The organism is Vibrio cionasavignyae (assembly GCF_050337155.1).
GTDB classification, from domain to species: Bacteria; Pseudomonadota; Gammaproteobacteria; order Enterobacterales; family Vibrionaceae; genus Vibrio; species Vibrio nomapromontoriensis.
Genome location: NZ_JAKJSR010000012.1, coordinates 258,141 through 280,263 on the forward strand (window position 1 = coordinate 258,141; position 22,123 = coordinate 280,263).

At 44.7% G+C, this 22,123-nt stretch carries 19 protein-coding genes; 10 read left to right on the plus strand and 9 right to left on the minus strand.

Annotation, left to right across the window (positions count from 1 at the left end; all coding sequences use genetic code 11):
* The first annotated feature begins 150 nt into the window (after nt 1-150).
* A complete protein-coding gene (locus L4D74_RS09020) occupies nt 151-849 on the plus strand; it encodes a DUF2057 family protein (RefSeq protein WP_428751796.1) in 699 nt (232 codons plus the stop codon).
* A 252-nt stretch (nt 850-1,101) separates the two neighbouring features.
* Nucleotides 1,102-3,615: an efflux RND transporter permease subunit gene (locus L4D74_RS09025; protein ID WP_428751797.1), complete on the plus strand. Its 2,514-nt coding sequence runs from the start codon at nt 1,102-1,104 to the stop codon at nt 3,613-3,615.
* A 69-nt stretch (nt 3,616-3,684) separates the two neighbouring features.
* Here the strand turns inward: L4D74_RS09025 and L4D74_RS09030 are convergent, their stop codons facing one another.
* Together L4D74_RS09030 and L4D74_RS09035 are read right to left on the minus strand one after the other, a co-directional pair.
* Nucleotides 3,685-4,563 (minus strand): TonB-dependent receptor, encoded by an 879-nt coding sequence (locus tag L4D74_RS09030; protein ID WP_428751798.1) that lies wholly within the window; start codon nt 4,561-4,563, stop codon nt 3,685-3,687.
* Nucleotides 4,564-4,782: 219 nt separating this feature from the next.
* A complete protein-coding gene (locus L4D74_RS09035) occupies nt 4,783-5,229 on the minus strand; it encodes a dCMP deaminase family protein (protein ID WP_428751799.1) in 447 nt (148 codons plus the stop codon).
* A 296-nt stretch (nt 5,230-5,525) separates the two neighbouring features.
* Here L4D74_RS09035 and L4D74_RS09040 point away from each other — a divergent pair, with 296 nt between their 5' ends.
* Nucleotides 5,526-6,305, plus strand: coding sequence for a tetratricopeptide repeat protein (locus L4D74_RS09040; RefSeq protein ID WP_428751800.1), 780 nt, complete (start codon nt 5,526-5,528; stop codon nt 6,303-6,305).
* Nucleotides 6,306-6,446: 141 nt separating this feature from the next.
* Here the strand turns inward: L4D74_RS09040 and L4D74_RS09045 are convergent, their stop codons facing one another.
* On the minus strand, nt 6,447-7,382 hold the full coding sequence (locus L4D74_RS09045) for a 1-aminocyclopropane-1-carboxylate deaminase/D-cysteine desulfhydrase (protein ID WP_428751802.1): 936 nt from the start codon (nt 7,380-7,382) through the stop codon (nt 6,447-6,449).
* 481 nt (nt 7,383-7,863) lie between these two features.
* Here L4D74_RS09045 and L4D74_RS09050 point away from each other — a divergent pair, with 481 nt between their 5' ends.
* The 7 genes from L4D74_RS09050 (at nt 7,864) to arnF (ending at nt 15,467) form a co-directional block, all read left to right on the plus strand.
* Nucleotides 7,864-9,024, plus strand: coding sequence for an aminotransferase class I/II-fold pyridoxal phosphate-dependent enzyme (locus L4D74_RS09050; RefSeq protein WP_428751803.1), 1,161 nt, complete (start codon nt 7,864-7,866; stop codon nt 9,022-9,024).
* 3 nt (nt 9,025-9,027) lie between these two features.
* Nucleotides 9,028-10,023, plus strand: coding sequence for an undecaprenyl-phosphate 4-deoxy-4-formamido-L-arabinose transferase (arnC, locus tag L4D74_RS09055; protein ID WP_250616733.1), 996 nt, complete (start codon nt 9,028-9,030; stop codon nt 10,021-10,023).
* Between the two features lie 26 nt (nt 10,024-10,049).
* Nucleotides 10,050-12,032, plus strand: coding sequence for a bifunctional UDP-4-amino-4-deoxy-L-arabinose formyltransferase/UDP-glucuronic acid oxidase ArnA (arnA, locus tag L4D74_RS09060; RefSeq protein WP_428751804.1), 1,983 nt, complete (start codon nt 10,050-10,052; stop codon nt 12,030-12,032).
* On the plus strand, nt 12,032-12,946 hold the full coding sequence (gene arnD, locus L4D74_RS09065) for a 4-deoxy-4-formamido-L-arabinose-phosphoundecaprenol deformylase (protein WP_428751805.1): 915 nt from the start codon (nt 12,032-12,034) through the stop codon (nt 12,944-12,946). Before arnA ends, arnD begins: the two co-directional genes overlap by 1 nt.
* 99 nt (nt 12,947-13,045) lie before the next feature.
* Nucleotides 13,046-14,698 (plus strand): lipid IV(A) 4-amino-4-deoxy-L-arabinosyltransferase, encoded by a 1,653-nt coding sequence (arnT, locus tag L4D74_RS09070; RefSeq protein ID WP_428751806.1) that lies wholly within the window; start codon nt 13,046-13,048, stop codon nt 14,696-14,698.
* Nucleotides 14,698-15,045, plus strand: a complete 348-nt coding sequence (locus L4D74_RS09075) for a DMT family transporter (protein WP_428751807.1) — start codon at nt 14,698-14,700, stop codon at nt 15,043-15,045. The genes arnT and L4D74_RS09075 overlap by 1 nt, the downstream gene beginning before the upstream one ends.
* Nucleotides 15,045-15,467 (plus strand): 4-amino-4-deoxy-L-arabinose-phosphoundecaprenol flippase subunit ArnF, encoded by a 423-nt coding sequence (gene arnF / locus L4D74_RS09080; protein WP_428751808.1) that lies wholly within the window; start codon nt 15,045-15,047, stop codon nt 15,465-15,467. Before L4D74_RS09075 ends, arnF begins: the two co-directional genes overlap by 1 nt.
* A 66-nt stretch (nt 15,468-15,533) precedes the next feature.
* Here the strand turns inward: arnF and L4D74_RS09085 are convergent, their stop codons facing one another.
* The 6 genes from L4D74_RS09085 to L4D74_RS09110 all read right to left on the minus strand — a co-directional run bounded on the left by L4D74_RS09085 (nt 15,534) and on the right by L4D74_RS09110 (nt 22,116).
* Nucleotides 15,534-16,175, minus strand: coding sequence for a sugar transferase (locus L4D74_RS09085; RefSeq protein ID WP_428751809.1), 642 nt, complete (start codon nt 16,173-16,175; stop codon nt 15,534-15,536).
* A 10-nt stretch (nt 16,176-16,185) separates the two neighbouring features.
* The gene (locus L4D74_RS09090) at nt 16,186-17,367 is read right to left on the minus strand and encodes a glycosyltransferase family 2 protein (RefSeq protein ID WP_428751810.1); all 1,182 of its coding nucleotides are present in this window, start codon (nt 17,365-17,367) and stop codon (nt 16,186-16,188) included.
* Nucleotides 17,368-17,441: 74 nt separating this feature from the next.
* Nucleotides 17,442-18,557: a glycosyltransferase gene (locus L4D74_RS09095; protein WP_428751812.1), complete on the minus strand. Its 1,116-nt coding sequence runs from the start codon at nt 18,555-18,557 to the stop codon at nt 17,442-17,444.
* 229 nt (nt 18,558-18,786) lie between these two features.
* Nucleotides 18,787-20,211, minus strand: a complete 1,425-nt coding sequence (locus L4D74_RS09100) for a GumC family protein (protein WP_428751813.1) — start codon at nt 20,209-20,211, stop codon at nt 18,787-18,789.
* Nucleotides 20,208-21,329, minus strand: a complete 1,122-nt coding sequence (locus tag L4D74_RS09105; protein ID WP_428751912.1) for a glycosyltransferase — start codon at nt 21,327-21,329, stop codon at nt 20,208-20,210. Before L4D74_RS09105 ends, L4D74_RS09100 begins: the two co-directional genes overlap by 4 nt.
* 52 nt (nt 21,330-21,381) lie before the next feature.
* The gene (locus tag L4D74_RS09110) at nt 21,382-22,116 is read right to left on the minus strand and encodes an acyltransferase (RefSeq protein ID WP_428751814.1); all 735 of its coding nucleotides are present in this window, start codon (nt 22,114-22,116) and stop codon (nt 21,382-21,384) included.
* Nucleotides 22,117-22,123: the final 7 nt, after the last annotated feature.

Below are 22,123 nucleotides of genomic sequence, written 5' to 3' on the forward strand. Positions count from 1 at the left end.
AGAATATTCTAAAAGCCACCCTAGGGTGGCTTTTTTACGTCTGTAATTGAGTGATTTAGATGTCAATTTATCTAAAAAAGCCTTTTTTGCAGGAGTTCTCTGTGTCATGCTGTTTGACAAGATAGTAGGCAGCAGTAAAGGAAGCCGATCGTGAAAAATAGTATGGTTGTTCTCGCCACATTAGGGCTGGCGTTTAGTGTAAATGCGGCGACGCTTGTGCCAATGAAGGGCGTCTCGGTTTACTTTATTAACGGTCAAGAAGCCGAAAATAGAATTGGTAAAAACGAGCTAGAGCAAGGTGAAAACCAAGTTGTCGTTCGTATGGATAAAAAACTGGGGAAAGGCAGCAGCTCGAATGTTTACACCTCTGCGCCTTATGTCCTTACTGTGAACGTAACGGGCGACGAGGTGAAAATTAATCACCCAGTGGCGCGCAGCGAGCAAGAAGCGAAAGTGGCCTTTCGTGGTGACGCGCCACAATGGCGCGTGACGCAAGATGGTTATGCCTTAGCGTATGAGCAAGAGAAGCTGAAAGGTAAAGATGGCTTTATGCCATATATGCAGATGGATGAACTCATTGCCGCGCATAATGCTGAGCGAGGCATTACTTTTACATCCGGTGAAATGGTGGTGGCGAAGTCCGCAGCACCTACAGCCACAGCGGCAGTCGCAACTGCGGCAGTCACCACGACGGCAGCGGCTGCTCCTAGAGTGTCGGCTAGCACAGCCTCTAAAGAAGCGGTTGCCCCGCAAGCATCAGATAATGTTGGTCAGCTACAGGCTTGGTATTTAAAAGCTTCTAAGCAAGAGCGTAAAGAATTCCGTAAGTGGATGATCGATCAAGAATAGCTAGCGCTGCTTTGAGCGATTATGATCGGATGAAAATACAGTGCAAGGAGCTTCGGCTCCTTTTTTTATGCAAGCCGTTCACGAATGACACCGATAATGACTGCTATATGAATCCATAAAAGTACAGGTTTCTATAAAGCAGTGAGAAAATAAAAGTCGCTAGAAAAGAAGGCGTACTAACAATAATCTGACTGGAATTTAGTGATTTTGAGTTAAACTTAATGCCTTATCGTTACTGATTGTCAATTTATCGTGAATCAACTTATTACCCTTATCCAACGTTTCCCTAAGTGTGTCCTATTTTTAGTACTTTCGCTGACTGCAGTCAGTGCTTGGTATAGCCAACATCACTTCAAAATGAACGCCGATCTTTCCTCTCTGGTGAAACAAGATGGCGCGTGGGTCGATGATCTCGCTCACCTTGAAGAGGCATTCCCTGAAACGGGCAACGTGGTGGTGTTAGTCACGAGCCAAGATGGCGAGCTTGCTAAGCAAAGTGTTGCAACACTGGTTGATAAGTTGGCCTCGTCTTCTGTTATTAAAGACGTATTTGCTCCTTCGGCCTTGTCTTGGTTCCAGCAATATGCGCTGGGGTTTATCTCCGACAGTGACTATCAAACCCTTAAAGAGGTTGCTAGCCAACAGGTTGCACCATTAGTTGCTGGCGCCAATGCTCAGCGCTTAGAGGTGTATTTGGGGCAATTAATTGACCGTAATAGTAATATTTCTGCTAGTGCTCTAGGTGTAGATAAAGCTAACGAAAATATACTTGAGCCTTTATTGTCCGCGGCTAGCGGTCAGAAATTTGATTGGGCACGTGAGCTAAGTGGTCATATCAAACCGCCAAGCGCATACGCGGTCACTTTAGTTGCGCAGCCGAATGATAGCGTAAAAGAGCCAAACAGAGCGATTATCGAAGCAATTCATAATGCTGTAACGGCGGCGGATTTACCATCCAGTGTCGATGTTCAGGTTACCGGTCAAGCCGCCTTAGATTTCGACGAAATCGTTGATGCCAATAATAGCATCGCCATTGCAGGTAGCGCGTCGCTAATTGGTCTAGTATTGATACTTGCCATCGGCATTCGCTCGCTTCGCGTCATCGTCGCGTGTTATTTGACGGTCATAATAGGACTCGTTTGGACGTTCGCTGCTGGTTTATTCGTTGTGGGGTCTTATAACACCATATCTATTGTGTTTATGGTGATGTTTATTGGCCTTGCTGTCGACTTTTCCATTCATCTTTGTCTTCATATTCAAGAACTCAGGATTAAAGGCGAAGATAACCGTCATAGCCTTGCGCATGCTGCCGGTCATTCGTTTCGCCCGCTAGCTCTGTGTGCGCTTTCCTCTGGTATCGGGTTTCTTAGCTTTTATCCAACCGCCTACACGGGGCTGGGTGAATTGGGTATTGTCTCCGCTTTAGGCATGCTCCTTGGGTTATTAGCGACATTCGTAGTTATTCCACTATTTTTTACTCTATTTGGTTATCCAACCGTTAAACACAAAGTCGACACACGTTATTTTTCTGCGTTTGGTCATGGGCTTGCGACTTATAAGCGGACAATCACCTTTTTAGTGGTTTGCACGTCATTGGTGATGGGTTATGGCGCGACCCAATTTAAGTTTGATTTTTCGACGTTAGTATTGAAGAACCCGCAATCGGAGTCGGTGTTAGGGTTATACGCACTGCAGCAACATGGTCTAGGTTCTAGTTACCAGCTTTACGCCGTTGCCAAAAACGAGCAAGAAGCGCAGCAATGGAAGTCACAGTTACTTAACGAGCCAACGGTCAGCCAAGTCATCATTGCCAGCGATTTTATGCCGACGGAACTGACTCAGCGCGCGCAGCAACTGTCTGATGCCTTACTGCCCAATATGGCAGCAAAACCATTGTCATTAAGTGAATTTAAGCGCTTAGCGGTAGAAGAGGGTTGGAAAAATGCCGAGCGTATTCCGACTAATATTAATACTAATAGCGATAGTGCTGATCTTGGAGTACTGACACAAGCGCTATTTTCTAGTATAGACAGTGATACTTTATCCGCATTGAGTTCAAATACAGCGCCACTTAGTATTGAGAGAGATTTGCCCCGCTCGCTTTACCAACGCTATATCAGTGAGCAGGGTGAATGGTTGGTGGCGGTCACGCCGCAGGGTGACATGAGCAATGTTGAAGAATTAAACCAGTTTATTAACGATGTGCAGTTTATCGCTCCGAATGCGACAGGACGCGCCGTCGCGGAAAAAGAAGTGGGTGTTATCGTTGTTGACGCTTTTAAAGCGGCGATTTTGATGTCGATCTTGGCGATCGCATTGATCCTTATTTGGACAGTGAACAAAAAGCGCGACATTGTGCTGATCTTTATTCCGTTAGGCTTAGCGACCATCACCACGTTGGGGATGATGTATTGGCTCAATTTGTCGATGAATATGGCCAATATTATCGTGGTACCACTGATTTTTGGTTTGGGAGTAGATAATGGCATTCATATCGTTAAACGTTTTCGTTCGGTGGGCAGTTTAGAGGCATTTTTTAAGACCTCAACACCAAAAGCATCTCTAATCAGTTGTTTAACTACTCTCGCGACGTTTGGCGCGTTAATTGTCGCTAAACATCAAGGGATGCACTCTATCGGACTTGTGCTAACGATCGCTTTGGCGAGTATTCTTGTTTACAGCTTAGTGCTGCTACCTATTATGTTAGAAGCGACGAAGAAACCGGTGAAAATCACCGGAGTGGAAACGAGTAGTAAAGAAAGTTAAGCGCTGTAACAAGTGAGCCACTCATCAAGTGTTGAGTGGCTGTCATTGCGGAGTAGCGGCTACTTGTGACTAGAATCTAGCATCCAATGTCATGAAGAAGCTTTTTCTTTGTCCAAAACCAATTTCACTGATAAGCACCCAGTTAGGAGTGAACTCGTATTGAGCACCGACTAAAGAGTTCCAGTTGTTGGCTAGGCTTTGGTTGACGGTAAATTTTGCATTTCGGATAATCCCCATATCACCTAAAGAGCCAAGCGGTAAATCTTTTACGTTTCCGGTTAAAGTTTGCTCTATGTTTTGATACTGTGCTCCCACCCATGCTCGGATTGGGACATCGGTATTACGAGAAAAATCATAACCAATACGTGGTGATACTACTATGGAGTCGATTTCACCATCAATCACCGTTAATTTTGTTTTGGTGTAGCTCGCATCAACCAGAGCGAAAAAACTCTCGTATCCGCCTGCAATTACCGTTCCTGTCCCGTACATATAGCCATCAAGATCAAGGCGGAAAGGAGCGTTAATGTTATCGATGTTTATTTCTCGCTCGCCAATCCATCCTAAATCCAGAGTTCCGTTTACTGACTTTATAGTGGTCTCTGAAAAGCCATTTAACTTTCCACCTATGGCATAAAAGTTGAGAAACGGTAAAACCCAAACATCTGCTTTTAGGGTGAACACTTCGCTTTCTTGGTAGCCTCCTTCAGTTTTGATATTCAGATCTTTAACAATACTAGGAAGCCCACTTAAAACTATTGAATCAACATTTATCCCCTGAGAAACGTTCATATAGCCAAAACTTAACCCTATGGCTTCAGGTAACGTATAACCACGCTCTTCTGCCTCTGCTTTAAATAAAGGGAGCTCAAAGGCATGTAGTGTTGGGGAAATAGTCCCGCTAATCATTGCGATAAGTGCAATAGACAGCGAACGGAATTTGACCATGAAGTTACTCTTGCTCGTGATGTGACTAGGTCACATTAATAAAGATGGCGAATTCTAAAGGATAGCATTATTGTTGGAAAGTGATATATATCACTTTCTTTATGAATCTGCTTTGCAGGTAGGGGCTTGAAGGCGAAAGAGGTTGAGTATTAAGGTGTATTAAGTAGGCGAAAGTTGAGTTGAATGATATCGCATACTTAATACCACCGGTTACATTAATTAAGCGTCGTTTTGCTCTAACGTCAGCCAATTAATGCGAACATTAGCTTGCTCAAACATATCTTGGCTGAGCGAGATTTTATCTCCCCAGCGAGAAAGGAAATCTTCAGATTGTGCGGGGCAATGGACGACTGAAATGCCCGTTTGAATGATCTTAGCTGCGCAGTTAGGGCAAGGGAAGTGTGTAACCCAAATTTCACATCCATCTAGATCTCTTTTTGCAAAGAGGATAGCATTTTCTTCTGCATGCAGAGTTTTCAGGTATTTTGTTTCTCTTTCGTCACTTTCTGCACTGTCAGAGATACCGTGTGGGTAGCCATTAAAGCCCACTGAAACGATGCGATTGTTTTTAGTGATCACCGCGCCAACTTGCGTCGAGGGGTCTTTACTCCACGACCCAACAAGCTCGGCCATTTGGATAAATCGTTTTGCCCATTTTGAAGCCATGTAAATACCGTAATTTTAAATCCACTTGTGACAAAGTTTACAAAAATTAGCCAAGTAACACGAGTGCTAATTGCAAACGATTACATTTTTTCTCCCGCTATTCTCAACTAAAGGGACGCTTTATTTAATTGGGACAGGGTTGGTTGCGTTAGATTGCTTGCGTGAATGGAAGTTGCATTGGTTTTGTGACTTGAACGAAATTCTTTGTCAGAGTATTGCGAATTCTGTTTAAAATCCCTAAAACTTCTATGAACATGTGTCAGTATTCGACGAGTTCTTCAGAAAGGGAAAAGGAAATGCGAAAAACACTGTTAGCGGTTTCACTATGTAGTCTGTGTTTTAGCGCAGGGAGCTTAGCATTTACGAAAGATTGGTCTGCATCAAGTGTAAAAGCCGTAACTCAAGGGGCGAAACAAGGGGATTTGTTTGCACAGATTGAGTTAGGGGACAGATACGCCGTCGGTAATGGCATTAAAGAAGATGATAAGATTGCTGTTGAGTGGTATTTCAAAGCTGCAGAACAAGGCAGTGAGACGGCAATGTATAAGTTGGGCATGATGTATGACAATGGTCACGGTGTTCATTACGATGCGAAAGAAGCGGCGTCGTGGTTTGAGAAAGCATCAAACATTGGTCATGACCAAGCACAATACTACCTTGCTGGTATGTACAAGTGGGGCAGAGGTGTTCCCAAGAGCAATGCCAAGGCAGTCGAGTATTATCGCTTAGCCGCTGAGCGTGGCTATGATGTAGCACAAAACAGCTTAGGGGTGATGTACGCGAAAGGACTGGGTATTGAGCAAAATGACATTGAAGCGGTGAATTGGTATCGTAAAGCGGCGGAAAATGGCTATGCCTACGGCCAGCGCAACTTAGCCTTTAAGTACTCATTAGGTGAGGGTGTTGATCTCGACAATGTTCAAGCGCTTGCTTGGGCGTCGGTTGCTGCCACAAACGGCTATCAAAGCGCTGAGAATCTGCGTGATGAAATAACTGCCAAGTTATCGAATGAAGAGATAGATGAAGCGAACCTTTTGGCGAAGCAATATTTAGCGGCTTATTCATCTCATAAGTAACCCAGTACGGTAAAGTTAAAGTAGACTTAGCAAAAAAGGGAAGCCACGCTTCCCTTTTTAGTATTTCCAGTATCTGTGTGAACCATAGAACCATAGAACCATAGAACCATAGAACCATAGAACCATAGAGCCATAGAACCATTACCAACTCAGTATCGAGTTATCTCTTGCGCCAAACTTTCGTTCATATCTCGGTAACATGGTTTCGTTCCCCAATAACCCGCCTTGGTGCACATAAAGTACAGTAGTATCGGGGTTTGCTTCTAACCAAGGGAGCAAGCAGCGCCACATAAGTGGGTCATACAGTAGGTCAAACTCTATATCAGTTTGCTCGTATAACAAGCGCCACATGGCATAGTCTTCCTGATACAGCTTACCAAAATGGTGTTTCGCGTCCCGCTGCAAAATAGTTGGATAAACGTCGAATTCGTTCAATTCCTGAAACTGTTTAACTAAGTATTCTCGCCCACCAACACAAGGGCAGGTGAGTACTTCAATACCTTCTGAGTGCAGTGCTTTAGCAAGATATAGCGCAGTGGTACCCGTGCCAGAAGGCAGAGCCACTTTCAGGTTAGGGTTCTTTTCAAACCTTGCCCATGCCAAAATTTCTCTGGCAAGCGTTTGCACGCCGACTTCTGCAAGTTGAAACCGGCCGCCTTCTGGGACAATGAGGCATGCGTCATCATCGCCATGTTGGCGTTGAATAAAGTCACAGGGGTGGATCTTTTCAAGGTTATTAGGATGGTCGGAGAGTGAAACGATGGTTGCGCCAAGCTCTAATGCCATTCGATAATTGCCCATCGGTTTTTCATCTAACCAAGCGGGTTTATGATCTACATAATACGTGAACTGCCAGCCTTTAACCTTTGCGAGTGCAGCAAGTGACGTCAAAGAATTTGCTTGCGCTGAGCCCCACCCAACTAAACGAACGATGCTAGGGTTGTTTTGCTCCAATAATGCGGCAAACTTTCTCGCCTTATTGCCATTGAAGTGGCTGTGCAGCAAATCATCGCGCTTTAAATAAAACGAGTGACCTTCGACATTATGTTGAGTGACGGGGCTGTCTTTGAGTTTCACTGGAAAAACCGCTTGAATAGGAAGGACCGAATTCTAACGCTAACCAGGCTCGGTGACAAATGACACATGTTACAAACGCATACATTTGCTTTTGCGTAGATATGTAATAATTATCTGCAATGAGTGTTAAGTGGCTTAACTGCGCGGCATATAGGTCTAGACGGATGTTGATAGACCGTTTAACGTGATTATTGACATAAATCTGACTTTTAAGCGGATTACGGAATAATTGAGAGTCTGAGCCTATACTATGCCAAGTAGTCACGTTTAGATTGCGAATTTATGTTACGTGTCGATTGTTAAGTTTTTTCAGGTTTTGCCGACAATACAATATACTCAGTGAATGTTTGATTTAATAGTGTTCTAAAAGGTCAATAAATTAGACATTTGAACACCTTCAGCCCTTTTAATTCTTTGAACGCCCTAGTAAACTTTGTCGTTCTCCGTGCCAATGCGCACGTGTTATCTGTGAGTTAAATATATGAGCCAGTCTTTTCTCCCTTTATGTCGCCCTGCGGTCGATGAAAAAGATATTCAAGCTGTCGTTGATGTACTGCGTTCAGGATGGATTACAACCGGTCCCAAAAATGCGGATTTGGAAAGTAAAATCTCTGAGCATACAGGAGCGCCGCATGCAGTAGCGTTAAGTAGCGCGACGGCAGGTATGCATTTAGTCTTATTGGCACTTGGTATTGGTCCTGGTGATGAAGTCATTACCCCTTCTCTTACGTGGGTATCTACGATCAACATGATCACCCTAGTGGGTGCTAAGCCAGTTTTTGTCGATGTTGATGTTGACACGTTGATGACGGATGCAGAAAAGATTGAACCGCTTATCACCGATAAAACCAAACTGATCATCCCAGTTCACTATGCTGGCGCTTCATTGGATTTAGATCCAATTTATGCACTTGGTGAACGTTTTGGTATTCCAGTGGTTGAAGATGCGGCGCATGCTTTAGGCTCTGAGTATCAAGGTCAGCCTATTGGTGCTCGCGGTACGTGTCTGTTCTCCATGCATGCGATTAAGAATGTCACCACGGCAGAAGGTGGCGTTTTCACCACGTTTGATGCAGAGCTGGCTGATAAGATTCGCCGTTTGAAATTTCATGGCCTAGGCGTCGATGCTTTTGATCGCGAGACTCAAGGTCGAGCTCCGCAAGCCGAAGTCATCGAACCTGGCTTCAAATACAATATGCCAGATATTTGCGCCGTATTAGCACTCGGTCAAATGGATCGTATTGCAGAGATCACGCAGGCTCGCACTGAGTTAGCGTTAAGCTATCGTGAGAAGTTAAGTGCCATTAAAGGTGTGACCCCGTTAGGTCTTGCCAATCATGACCACAAACACTGTTGGCATTTAATGATCGTACGTATTGACCCTGTGCAAGCGGGTATTACTCGTGACGAATTGATTGCTAAACTAAAAGAGAAAGGGATTGGCGCTGGAATTCACTTTAAAGCGTGTCATACCCAGAAATATTATCGAGAGAATTACGCAGAACAATTTGGTGCAATAACGCCAAACCTAGAAAATACAGAGCGTAATAGCCAGCAAATTTGTTCACTACCGCTATTTCCTGATATGACTCAGGACGATGTTGCGCGAGTAGTGAATGCCGTGTCAGAAATAATTGGATAACCCATGAAACAGAATGAACCTATCAATTTTGTGTCTATCGTCATACCGGTATACAACGAAGAAAGCTGCTTACAAGAGCTAATAGAGCGGACGACGAAGGCAGCAGACAGCCTAGGTAAAGACTACGAGTTAGTGTTGGTCGACGACGGCAGCCGAGATCGCAGTGTCGAAATTATTGAAGCAGCCTCTGCGAAAGAAGGCAGTCATGTTGTTGGTGTTATCCTTAACCGTAACTATGGTCAGCACAATGCGATCATGGCTGGTTTTGAGCAGGTTCGTGGCGACTTAATTATCACTCTAGATGCTGATTTACAAAACCCACCAGAAGAAATTCCAAACCTGGTTGCTAAAGCGGAAGAAGGTTTTGATTCGGTCGGCACTGTGCGTCAAAACCGTCAAGATAGTGCGTTGCGTCGTTATCCATCTAAAGTTATCAATAAACTGGTTAAGCGCTCTACAGGCGTTGAAATGAACGATTACGGTTGTATGCTGCGCGCTTACCGCCGACATGTTGTTGATGCAATGCTAGAATGTCATGAGCGCAGCACATTTATTCCTGTATTGGCGAATGGCTTCTCTCGTCATACCACAGAAATCCCGGTTCACCACGACGAACGCGCCGATGGTGAATCTAAGTATAGCTTTATGAAGTTGATCAGTCTGATGTTCGACTTGATCACGAGTATGACAACCGCACCGTTACGTTTACTTAGTATCGTTGGTGGTATGACTGCTGCGGCAGGTATCGCATTCGGTATCATACTAATGCTAATGCGTATTTTATTTGGCTCAGAATGGGCTGGCGACGGTTTGTTTACGTTATTTGCGATTCTATTTGTATTTGTTGGTGGGCAGTTTATCGGCTTAGGCTTGCTAGGTGAGTATATTGGACGAATTTATTCCGATGTGCGAGCAAGGCCGCGTTACTACGTACAGGATGTTTTGGTGGGCGAGGCAACTCGCAGTGCACGTGAAACTGACGAATCAAAGAACAAATAATAAGATTTATATTAGAGGAATATTCCATGAAAGTAGTCGTGTTTGCCTACCACAATATCGGTTGTACAGGCGTTCGTAGTTTGCTTGAAGCAGGCGTTGAAATCGAAGCGGTATTTACCCATGTTGATGATAGCAACGAAAACGTATTTTTTGAGTCTGTAGCGAAGCTTGCGGCGAAAAACGGTATCCCAGTTTATGCGCCAGAAGACGTAAACCACCCACTTTGGGTTGAGAAAATTCGCCAGATGAAACCTGACGCGTTGTTCTCTTTCTACTACCGCAATATGATCAGCCAAGAAGTGTTGGATCTTGCGCCAAAAGGTGGCTTTAACCTGCACGGTTCTTTGCTTCCAACTTACCGTGGTCGTGCTCCTATCAACTGGGCACTGGTTAACGGCGAGACAGAGACGGGCGTGACGCTGCACAAAATGGTGCAAAAAGCAGACGCTGGTGACATCGTTGGACAAGAAAAAATTGCCATTACTGACGAAGACTCAGCAGAAACGCTGCATAAGCGTCTAGCGGTAGCATCAAGCGATCTACTGGCTAAAGTATTGCCAACTATCGTTGATGGTAGCGCAGTAGCAACAGCACAAGATGAAATAAAAGCGACGTACTTTGGTCGCCGTACACCCGCCGATGGTGAAATCAAATGGTCTACAGACTCTCGCACAGTATTTAACTTAGTGCGCGCGGTTACTGAACCATTCCCAGGTGCGTTTACTTTCCTAGGTGAGCGTAAGCTGACAATCTGGAGTGTCACACCAAGCGAAAAAACATTTGAAGCGACGCCAGGTACGATTGTTGCCACTTCTCCACTAACAATTGCCTGTGCTCAAGGCTCAGTGATTGTTAACTCTGGTGAAGCTGAAAACGGTCTGTACCTTGGTGGTGAGCAACTGGCAGCAGAGCTTCACTTGATTGAAGGTATGCGTTTTGGTCCTCAAGCAAGCGCGATCATCAATGCTAAGAAACGTCAAAAAGTACTGATTCTTGGTGCCAATGGCTTTATCGGTACTCACCTAACTAAGCGTCTTCTTGATGATGGCGGTTACGAAGTTTACGCGATGGACATGAGCTCAAATCAGATTTCTGATCACCTGGGCCACCCTGACTTCCATTTCGTTGAAGGTGATATCACGATTCATAACGAATGGATTGAGTACCACATTAAGAAGTGTGACATCGTACTACCATTGGTTGCTATCGCGACTCCAATTGAATACACGCGTAACCCGCTAAAAGTATTTGAGCTAGATTTTGAAGAGAACTTGAAGATTGTTCGTGGCTGTGTGAAATACAACAAGCGCATTATCTTCCCATCGACTTCAGAAGTTTACGGTATGTCTACGGATTCTGAGTTCAACGAAGATACGTCGCCACTTATCGTCGGTCCTATCAACCGTCAGCGTTGGATCTACTCAGTGTCTAAGCAATTGCTTGACCGTGTAATCTGGGCTTATGGTAAAAAAGATGGCCTTAACTTCACGCTGTTCCGTCCATTTAACTGGATGGGTCCTCGCCTTGATAGCTTGAACTCAGCACGTGTTGGTTCTAGCCGTGCAATTACTCAGCTTATTCTAAACCTTGTTGAAGGTACGCCAATCAAACTGATTGACGGTGGTGAGCAGAAGCGTTGTTTCACTGACATCTCTGAAGCGATTGAAGCACTATTCCGCATCATCGAAAACAAAGATGGTCTGTGTGACGGTCAAATCATCAACATTGGTGCACCAGAAAACGAAGCGAGCATCAAAGAGTTGGCTGAAACATTGGTAGAGAAGTTTGAAAACCACCCATTACGTGGCAACTTCCCTCCATTTGCAGGCTACAATCTAGTAGAAAGCAAAGCGTTTTACGGCGACGGTTACCAAGACGTTCAACACCGTAAACCAAGCATTGCTAACGCGAAGAAACTTCTGGATTGGGAACCACAGGTTCACATGAACGATACTATCGAAGAGACGTTAGATTTCTTCCTTAAAGGTGCAGTAGCAGAAGATAAGTAATGAATCAGAATGAAGTCACTAAGGTCGGTCTTAGGATCGACGTAGACACGTTTCGAGGAACTAAACTCGGCGTGCCTAAGCTGCTCGAAATTTTCGAAAAGCATGGAGTGATGGCTTCATTCTTCTTTACTGTTGGACCTGATAACATGGGGCGCCATATATGGCGCCTTTTGCGTCCTGCATTTTTGAAGAAGATGCTTCGCTCAAAAGCTGCGAGCCTTTACGGTTACGATATTCTCATCCGTGGTACGCTGTGGCCGGGTCCAATCATTGGTAAGAAATTACGTCCTATCATTGAAGCCGCCGATCGCGCTGGCCATGAGATTGGTCTCCACGCGTGGGATCACCATAAATGGCAAATGAAAACAGATACCATGTCTGATGCGGAACTTCGCAATCAAATAACCCTTGGCTATAATCTTCTCAAAGACATCACCGGTAAAAACTTACCTTGTAGTGCTGTCGCTGGATGGCGTTGTACTGATCAGACTTTGATTGAGAAAAATGCCTTTCCTTTCAAGTACAACAGTGACTGCCGTGGCGATTCCATTTTCTCACCAGGAGAAGGGATGGCACCACAGATCCCTGTCACCTTGCCAACGTATGATGAATTGGTTGGCCAAGATGGCGTGGACAATAGCAACTATAATGACGCTATTCTTAAGCTGATTAAACGCGATGGTCTGAACGTTTATACGATTCATGCCGAAGTGGAAGGTATCGTATGTGCCGAAATGTTTGAAGAATTGATTGTCAGAGCTAAGCAACAAAATATAGAATTCGTGCCTATGATTGATCTGCTTAATGATGCAGTTGATCCACTTCCTCATGATTCGATAAAAAATATCGAGATGGAAGGACGTGAAGGTTGGTTGACTCACCAAGCCTCATTCGTTGAACGAATGGGACTCTAAGTCGCCTTATCGTATATAAAACTATCTGTATATAAAGCTAGCTGTATACAAAAACATAAGCCCATGATCGTCGTGGGCTTTTATTCAATTGGATGAAGAATGCAACAATCTCGAATCAACTGGGCGGTATGGGTTCCGCTTTTCTTTATAGCTCTCTACATATTACCGTTGGATATTCGTCCACTCTGGTCTCCTGATGAGCTGCGTTACGGTGAAATCTCTCGAGAGATGGTCGCGTCCGGAAACTGGATTGTACCGACGTTTAATGACCTGCGTTATTTTGAAAAGCCGGTAATGGGCTATTGGTTCAATGCGATCGCTCAGGTGATTTTTGGTGAGAATAACTTTTCTGTGCGTATTGCCTCGGCACTGGCCACATTAGGTGTTGCTCTAAGTTTAGTATTAGTTGTCGGTAAGATGACGACACGCCGTCAAGGTTGGTTAACGGCTGGCGTATTCCTAAGTATGTTCATGGTGGCAGCGGTTGGCACCTACAGCGTACTGGATGGCATGCTTGCGTTCTGGTTGAGTGCTTGTTACGTCGCATTCTTCTTTGCTACCCAATCTCAAACCAGTGCTCAGCGCTGGCTTAATTATGGTCTGGCAGGGTTTTTCTGTGGATGCGCTGTATTAACCAAAGGCTTCCTGGCGCTGGCGCTACCAGTGATCGTTGTTGTCCCTTATATGATCATGCAAAAGCAGTTTCTGGAAATACTGCGTTGGGGCTGGTGGGTTATGCTTGTGGCGTTTATCACTTGCTTACCATGGTCACTTGCTGTGCATGCAGCCGAAGCCGATTATTGGAATTATTTCTTCTGGGAAGAGCATATTCACCGTTTTACCGCTGAAGACGCTCAACACGTTGCACCTGTTTGGTACTACGTGCCATTCCTGTTTTTGGGCACGCTTCCGTGGGTATTTTGGGCTCCGTCGGCTGTGGCGCAACTCAAAGGTGAAGTATCAAAACCGCTCATTCGCTACTCATTGCTTTGGGCGATTGTTCCTTTCCTATTTTTCTCATATGCCAGTGGGAAGTTAGCGACATACATCCTTCCTTGTATGGCGCCTATCGCGATTCTTTTGACTCATGGTCTTTTGAAAGCGGGCGAGAAAAAAGTAAAAGGTTTAACAATTGGTTCAGCCATTAATGGTTTGTTCTTTGCTGTAGTCGCTACGGTATTAGTGGTGATGTTCTTTATGGGCAAACTGCCACTCGAGGCATCCGAATCTTACCGCGTTGCAGTAGCTGCGTTTATTCTTGGTTTTTGGGCTGTTTGTGCCTTCTACGCCACCAAAACGTCGTCATTTGAGAGAAAGTTTGCTGCGTACATGGTGTCACCACTAGCGTTGTTTGCTTTGTTTTCTTTTGCTGTGCCTAACACAACGATTCACTCAAAAATGCCAGAAGACTTTATGACAATGTTAGCGCCAAAAGTCTCAGACGACATGGTGCTGATTGCCGATTACCCTGACACAATGTCCGCATTAAACTGGTACCTAAAACGCAGCGACGTGTACTTAACTAAGGGGATGGGTGAAGTGGACTATGGCCTTGAGTATGAAGACTCAAAACATCGCTATGTTGAGTGGAATCAATTAGGTGAGTTCATTAAAGAAAAGCAATTAACAGGACCTGTATTGCTACACTTTAGAGACTTACCAGCGCTGCCTGAAGGTTTTCCTAAATCCAGTGATCATGTTGATTTAGGTCGTTATCATGCATTGATTTTTGATAAGAAAGCGCAAAACTAATGACGGTTTTTTTGTTTGTTCTTTCAGTGCTCGCCAGTTCGTTAAGCCAATATTGGCAAAAACGGGCGGCGATGCACTTTGAAGAAAATCCACACTTATCGGTCATAGGGAAGCTTTTTAGCTTCCCTATGATGCTTGGCATTACGTTTTTAGGAACCAGTGCTGTTACATGGCTTGGGGTTCTGAGTCAGTGGGATGTATCCATTGCCTACCCATTATTGAGTATTAATTTTGTCATCATGCTGTTGGTTTCGAAGTTTGCATTTGGAGAAGTAATCGTTCCGAAGCAGTGGCTTGGTGTGATGTTTATCATGATTGGTGTCGGTATTTTGGGTGGTGCTGGCTAATGGTATTGAAAGATTTAAAAGCAGGACTTCCGGTTGCCCTGCTAAGCGTCGTGCTCATCTCCGTCGCTCAATTGGCGATGAAGTGGGGGATGGGAAATTTATCTTCTCAGTGGACCTTAATAGCAGAGCTGCTTGGCAAATATGCGTTAGTACAACTCTGGCTAGCGACTTGGCCTGCGTTAGTTTGTGTCGCGATAGGCTTGTTATGCTATGCCACCTCAATGGCATGTTGGGTCATGGCGCTTAAACATTTACCTTTAGGCGTTGCTTATCCGTTATTGAGTTTGAGTTATGTTTTAGTTTATGCGCTGGCCGTAACGCTTCCGTGGTTGAATGAGCCATTTAATGGAGTGAAGCTGTTTGGCATTGGGTTTATTCTTGTCGGACTGATGTGCATCTTTACCGCAAAAAAATCCAGCTAAGGCTGGATTTTTTTATATTTGTAGCCACAGGATTAGTTACCCTTAACGGCTTAACGGCTTAACGGCTTAACGGCCACGACCATCAACCATGATCTTCAATGTTTTGATGACGATATGGACATCTGTAATGAACCATGTTTTTAATGATGATAGCGATAATGCGTAGCTGTGATCAAATCCTACCTTTCTTCTTACATCGTCGACACAGGTATCATAACCTTGGTTGACTTGTGCTAATCCCGTGATACCGGGTAAAACATCATAGGTTCGCTCGGTAAAAAATGGGATATCTTGTTCAAGCTTTGTATAGAAATCAGGGCGTTCAGGTCTTGGTCCAATTAAGGACATATCGCCTCTGATGACATTAATAAACTGCGGTAACTCATCGAGTCGAGTTTTTCTTAAAAAGCGTCCTACAGGCGTTATTCTTGGATCATTTTCCGTCGCCCAAGTTGCGCCGCTTCGGCTCTCCGCATCAATGTACATGGTGCGATATTTAAGGACGTGAATAAGGTCGACTTTTGTCGGGGTAAACTTGCCCACTCTTAATTGCTGATAAAAAACCGGGCCCTTAGATGTTAACTTTATCGCGATAGCAACGGGAAGAAAGGAAATCGCTAAGATTACCACACCGATACTTGCGCCAATGAGATCGAAGATACGTTTAGCGATGCGAATGGTTGGCTTTTCATAGGTGTTATTTTTCATGGTAATTCTCCTAACGTAAAACACGTTTCCATTTTCCGTTTTCAAGTCCTAGCAGGTAGCGCAAGCCACCAATGAAATTTGCAGTGTGACCAACGACTAAATACGTTAAAAGCTGTACGGGTTTAGCTCGTTGTAAATGAGGGAAGTAATAGGCTAAAGCCGCTAAGCTATAGATCGCAATTTGAGCAATAAAAAAGCATAGAAACAAAAGGTTTTGGCTCAATAAACCCGATGTTATGAGACAGGTGATCATTAAGTAAGGCGTAAGTAGTCTTAGTCCTTTTCCTGAGAAAAAGGCAAAAGCGACCCCTTTAAAGCGCGGGGAAAATAAGTCAAATAACTGAACAACTTGCTGCATGTTACCAGCGGAAATCCTGATCCTACGTTTGAAGTCATCCCCAGCTTGGGTCGCTTCTAGTTCAACGGCGTTCATGTCAGGTGAATAGGCGGCGCGATACCCTTTGTGCACAATGTGCATTGGAATGAGAAAGTCATCGTTGATGGCGTTGGCGGGCAGTGTTTCGAATAGTGCGGTACGGATAAAGTACAATGCACCGTGACTGCCAATAGTCGAGCCTAATGTCGTTTCTCTATATTTGATCTGGTTTTGGTAATGCCAGTATGCCGCTTCACTACTTTCTTCATTGAGCAAATGATAAGTGGAGTTCACTACCCCAACCTCTGGGTCATTAAATTGCTGAGCGGCAATAAGGAGAGCATCGATAGAGATAAGTGATGATACATCGGTTATCGCGGTAATGTCGGAAGAGATACAGGGTAACATTTGATTTAATATAGCCACTTTACCGCGGTTCTTCTCGTGGGCGATGACTTCAAAATGGGCTTCTGAACATATCGCTTCCTGTATCGCTGACTCTGCTACGTGTACAGTGTCATCGGTACAGCCGTCGGCAATAATAAGCACACGAAGCTTGCGTTGGGGATAATCAAGGCTGGCGATATTTCGAATTTTTTCCGCAATCCACAGCTCTTCATTAAATGCTGGCATCAAAATGGTAATGCTAGGTAGGACGCGGTCTTTATTTTGTTCGTGATAGCCTCGGTTCGATGACGCCACAGCTTTGAGCGGATGTTTATTCGAATACCAACGTAGTAGCAAAGGGTAGCCAGCATGATGGTAAATAATGAGCGCCGCGCATATCAAAAATATACCTAACCAGATTCCGTCCATTGAATTGCTCCTATGCAAAGATGTTGTACTTACTTTGTAGATGACATTGACCGTTATGATTTAGTGGTATTACGCTAAGCCTTGAATACCAGATTGCGATAGGCTTGACTCATTGCTCTCACATCGTTGTTTTCTACAACAAAATCCCGAGGGCAAAATAGATGCTTGGTTTGAAGGGTAAGAGTAAGAGAATCAATAAGCGAAGTGACGTTTTGGGGTTCAGTCACTACCCCTGATAGCGGACACAATGTTTCTTTTGCAGCGCCAACATCAGTAACGACAACTGGAATATTGCATGCTTGTGCTTCTAAAGGTGATAGAGGAAAGCCTTCTTGCAAAGACGGTAAACAAAAAACGTCTAGGGATTGGTAAAATGTCGGCATTTGGTCGACAAGACCAAGGAAGTGGACTCGGTCTTGAATATCAAGCTTATGGCACAGTTGTTTCAAGTCGGTGTCGAGTGAACCAATTCCTGCGATGGCTAAGTGGATGTGCTTAGGCATTCGAGCTAATGCTTTGAGCAAGAAGGCCTGGCCCTTGACGGTTTCTAATCTACCCGCAGTACCAATCATCATTGGGTGAGCCGGTAAGTTGAGTGCTCTACGGGCGCTTAGACGATCGCCAGGTATGAAACGGTCACAGTCGATGCCATTTTTGATGAGCAGCGGTTCAGTGTTGGGGAATAGCTCGATAAGCTGTTGTTGTACGCCACACGCATCTGCTACTAAGATGGGTTTCACCAGTTTAAGTGCAAGGCCTTCTACGCTCTGACGCTTTTCGCAATTGAGGTGCCACATATCATGTTCGGTGTGAATGCGAATCGGTACTTTAGCGAGTCTTGCCGCGATACCGCCATATAGAAGTGGACCTATATGGTGAGTATGAACAACTTGAGGTGACAGAACTTTAAACAGACGCGAAAGCGTTCTTACTAAGGTGATTTGAGTACCTGATGGTTTAGCAAGAAAGAATAAATGTGAGCGGTATGGACGTAGCTTTGGCCAATGTTCCAATGCTTGTTCCATTTCACCCTCCAAGCTTACTATAAAAACGCGTTCGGTATCGTTAGCTTGCTTTAATAGCTCTAGGACCATGGTCTCAAGGCCACCGGGTGCCATATGTTGTACAACATGAATGACTTTTAAAGTGGATCCTTTACCTTTGTGGGCAATCAGAGGCGACGTTTTCATGGTGTTCTCCTTTAATGTCTAACTTGTCCTGCACTCATCCTTAAGGGAGGGGAATGTGGATGTTTGAGTATCTGATAGTTGATAATTTGGGTTTTCAATAATTGATAAATAGTTATTGCATTCCTCATGCCAAAAATTAAATAGCGTTATTTCAGTGAGTTAAAACCATCCCAGGTGTTGTGGTAGCCAGTTCCTAAATTGAGAATCAGTTTGAAGCGAGATAAACACGCTATTCAAATTTTGGTATAGCTGTGATGAGTGGAACACCTGATATCGTTTCGAGTTGTTGTCTACGTCTAATGGTGGTATCAAAAAGCTCTAAGACAATGGCCATACCTATACCAAGTGCTAACCCAGCAAAAATCCCAGCCAAAAGGAAAACAATCGGTGGAATGTTGACTGGGGCACTAGGGGTAAAAGGGCGGTCAATAATTTTAACTCGTTTGTTTTGTTCAAAGACCCCAAGGGAACCCGTTAATTGAGCCATTTCGTAACGCTCGACCAGCTCGTCATATAACTGGCGTTTTAACGCCACGTCTCGCTGCAGTTTTAACAGTTGTTTTGCTGTACTACCGTAGTTTTGGGCTGTATCAGAGAGGTCGTTTATCATTCGTTTTAAGCTGCCAGTCTCTTGTTTTAGCGACTCGTAGCGACTTCTGACGACTTGCAGACTCAGTAGCTGCGTAATAAGTAGCGGTTGTAGCTCACTTGCTTGCGTACTGACAGAAGCATTGGCAATGTCCCATAGTTGATCATTATCTAAACTGGATTGCTCTGAGTTGAGAAGTAAGGTTCTTTCCTGCTCGAGTCTATCGAGTTCTCTCTCCCGCGCTTGCACAGCGCTGTGGCTATTGGTGTATTTCGCCTTGAGTAGCGTGAGGGCACTGCGGGTTTCTATGATTTGTTCTTCAATCTTTCCGACAATAGGATTGGTTTTAGATAACTGTTGGTCTAGCGTCCCGAGACTTTTTTCTACCCCAGATAGCTCAGCTTCTTTTTCCGCGAGGGTTTGGCGTAAAGAGGCTAGGCGGCTAAGGTTCTCATTTTGCATCTCGGGTGTTGAAGATGAATACTGGTTGTAATAATCAGCCAGTGCTTGTTCTGCTGAATCAAGATCTTCTTGTCGTTTGTCTATGTGTATGGCGAGAAACTCGCTGGAATCACGAATGGATGAGCGCTCTGGCGCAAGTAACTCTTCTATAAAGTGGACACTGACGGCTTCGAGCATCGCTTGCATACCTTCAGGTCGAGAGGCAGTGTGTTCTATTTTGATAAAATCTTTACTGAGTTGTGTCACCATCAAGCTTGCAGACATTTTATTAATGACTTGTTCCACTTCTTCTGGGCGCATTTGATCATTGGTTAGCCCGAGATCAGCGGCAACAGATAATAAAACGTGGCGACTGTTGAGCAGTGTTTTTAAGGCAGCGATGCGATCCTTGAGCATGGTAGACACGGCAAGATCTTCAAGGAACGGATTCATTTTTGCTGTTTCTTGAATCAGCATACTGGTATGAGCTTTGTATTTTAATGGCGCTAAAGTGGCAATCGCATAGGCAATAAATGGCATGACCAATATTGGAATCGCGATGGCATAACGTCGTCGCCATGCCGCGGTGAAAATAATGAGAAGGCGCAGCTTTAATTCACTCATATCACCTCCAAATAACGCTCTAGTGTTATGACTCGCTGATCCCAACTTTCGCTGTCTACAATCCCTTTGGGCAACTCTGCGGAGTGTAACTCAAGACGTTTTAGTGCCTCTATCAGTGACGCAGAGTCATGGACGACGTTCACGTGCTCGCGGTAAGGTTCGAGTGCAGGAAAGTTACTGGTTACGATCGGGCGTCGAGAGGCTAAATACTCTTTAAGTTTGAGTGGATTACATGCGATTATTTGTTCGTTCAACACAAAGGGCAGTAGGCTGACCGTCCAGTGCTGGCTATAGCTCGGCAACTGAGAGTGAGGACGAGGGCCAAGATAGTGAACGTTATCGGCTTGAATGATAGGAAAACTATCTAGCTCTAGTTGCCCAATAAAAACAAAGTCCCAATGGGGCAATGCTCGGATAGCGTCATTCAACAGTGGATAATCCAACCAATCGGACAGGCTGCCATAAAAGCCAGCAATAGGACGGTTATTATTAGGAAGATCGGTAGCTCTAATTGCAGGAGTGGAAAATTTTCCGCAGTCAACACCATGGCTTAAGACATTCGTTTTAGAGCCTGGAAACTTGCTAAGTAATTTATCGCTTGCTGTAATGATCATATTGGCAGTAGCAACCAGTCTCTCCTCGTGTTCCAACACGGTGCGGTGGTCAACACCGGCAAGCGCACCAAAATCATCGCCGCAATAGTAAACAACAGGGTAGTCTCCTAGTAGTGGACAGACGTCAACCGCGGTTGGAAGCGACGTCCATACGAGCGCGTTATTTAATGATAACTTATTGATGATGGGACGAAGCTGATAAGCCATTAGGTTTGCGGCCAGCTTTCTTGCGACCATTGAACGAGGCGCGGGTATGGTAATGAGGTTAACGATTGTTATCGAATTCGGCACCGTTTCAGTATCTAAATCAAGTTGATGAGACTTGTCTTTGCCAAGAAGTTTGTTCGCCGCTCGGTGAAGATCGTGGCGGCTAAAACGGGGTTGACGTAAGCCAATTGAGTTGATCCACAGCACTTTTCTTTGCTTGGCTAGACGCTTGACCAAGTGCTGCGTGCTTGACGGCAGAGCACCAAAATCTTCCCCAAATACAATCAGATCTCTCATCATTATTTCCTTACTTGAGTGGCAATGACGGCTATTCACTTGCGCTGATCCATTACTGATCTTGGTTGATATATTTGACTACCTTTGCTGGGCTACCCGCCGCAATCACGTTTGAAGGTAAGTCATGGGTGACGACGCTTCCAGCAGCGACAATTGTGCCTTCGCCGACAGTCACTCCAGGTTGTATGGTGACGCCTGTAGCTAGCCAAACATCTTTTTCAAGAATGATACTGCCGATACGGTGGTCTTCATCAGGATCGCCTAATGCACGTTTTTCTGCGTTGAGAGGATGTCCTGAGTAACCAAATAGCTGGCAACGACCCGCAATTCTCACGTTATCTTGAATCTCAACTAGCTCTGACACGGCGATGGTGACTTGCCAACCAATGTCGACATTACTACCCACTAGCAGTTTGGGTTGTACTTGAGGATCAGGGTGGGGAGTGGTTCGACCGCTGAATGTTGTGTGGCCAGAGACCCGGCATTCGTTACCTAATTCAATGGTCAGTGGCCCGGTAATAAGGGGGAGGCCACTATAAAGATACAATGAGTGGCCGTAGCTGGCGATACGCCCTTTGAATGCCGGCGTATAAATAACTAAACGAGTGAAGGTCTCAATACTATTGCGACATAAGGTCACCACCGCATAGAGGACTTTATTGTAGAACCTTGGTGTTGGGAGGCCAGCTGCTCGTGTTTTTTTCAAAAAGACAAACAGCTTTTGCATTTTAGGATTCGGGTGCGAGCGTAACCAAGTTTTAAAATCAAATGAAGTAGTGGCGTTCATCTTTGAA

Bases quoted from the DNA above. Each gene is read 5' to 3' on its own strand.
- L4D74_RS09030 (WP_428751798.1), bottom strand. From the start codon at position 4,563: ATGGTCAAATTCCGTTCGCTGTCTATTGCACTTATCGCAATGATTAGC.
- L4D74_RS09035 (WP_428751799.1), bottom strand. From the start codon at position 5,229: ATGGCTTCAAAATGGGCAAAACGATTTATCCAAATGGCCGAGCTTGTT.
- L4D74_RS09040 (WP_428751800.1), top strand. From the start codon at position 5,526: ATGCGAAAAACACTGTTAGCGGTTTCACTATGTAGTCTGTGTTTTAGC.
- L4D74_RS09050 (WP_428751803.1), top strand. From the start codon at position 7,864: ATGAGCCAGTCTTTTCTCCCTTTATGTCGCCCTGCGGTCGATGAAAAA.
- arnC (WP_250616733.1), top strand. From the start codon at position 9,028: ATGAAACAGAATGAACCTATCAATTTTGTGTCTATCGTCATACCGGTA.
- arnA (WP_428751804.1), top strand. From the start codon at position 10,050: ATGAAAGTAGTCGTGTTTGCCTACCACAATATCGGTTGTACAGGCGTT.
- arnD (WP_428751805.1), top strand. From the start codon at position 12,032: ATGAATCAGAATGAAGTCACTAAGGTCGGTCTTAGGATCGACGTAGAC.
- arnT (WP_428751806.1), top strand. From the start codon at position 13,046: ATGCAACAATCTCGAATCAACTGGGCGGTATGGGTTCCGCTTTTCTTT.
- L4D74_RS09075 (WP_428751807.1), top strand. From the start codon at position 14,698: ATGACGGTTTTTTTGTTTGTTCTTTCAGTGCTCGCCAGTTCGTTAAGC.
- arnF (WP_428751808.1), top strand. From the start codon at position 15,045: ATGGTATTGAAAGATTTAAAAGCAGGACTTCCGGTTGCCCTGCTAAGC.
- L4D74_RS09085 (WP_428751809.1), bottom strand. From the start codon at position 16,175: ATGAAAAATAACACCTATGAAAAGCCAACCATTCGCATCGCTAAACGT.
- L4D74_RS09090 (WP_428751810.1), bottom strand. From the start codon at position 17,367: ATGGACGGAATCTGGTTAGGTATATTTTTGATATGCGCGGCGCTCATT.
- L4D74_RS09095 (WP_428751812.1), bottom strand. From the start codon at position 18,557: ATGAAAACGTCGCCTCTGATTGCCCACAAAGGTAAAGGATCCACTTTA.
- L4D74_RS09100 (WP_428751813.1), bottom strand. From the start codon at position 20,211: ATGAGTGAATTAAAGCTGCGCCTTCTCATTATTTTCACCGCGGCATGG.
- L4D74_RS09105 (WP_428751912.1), bottom strand. From the start codon at position 21,329: ATGAGAGATCTGATTGTATTTGGGGAAGATTTTGGTGCTCTGCCGTCA.
- L4D74_RS09110 (WP_428751814.1), bottom strand. From the start codon at position 22,116: ATGAACGCCACTACTTCATTTGATTTTAAAACTTGGTTACGCTCGCAC.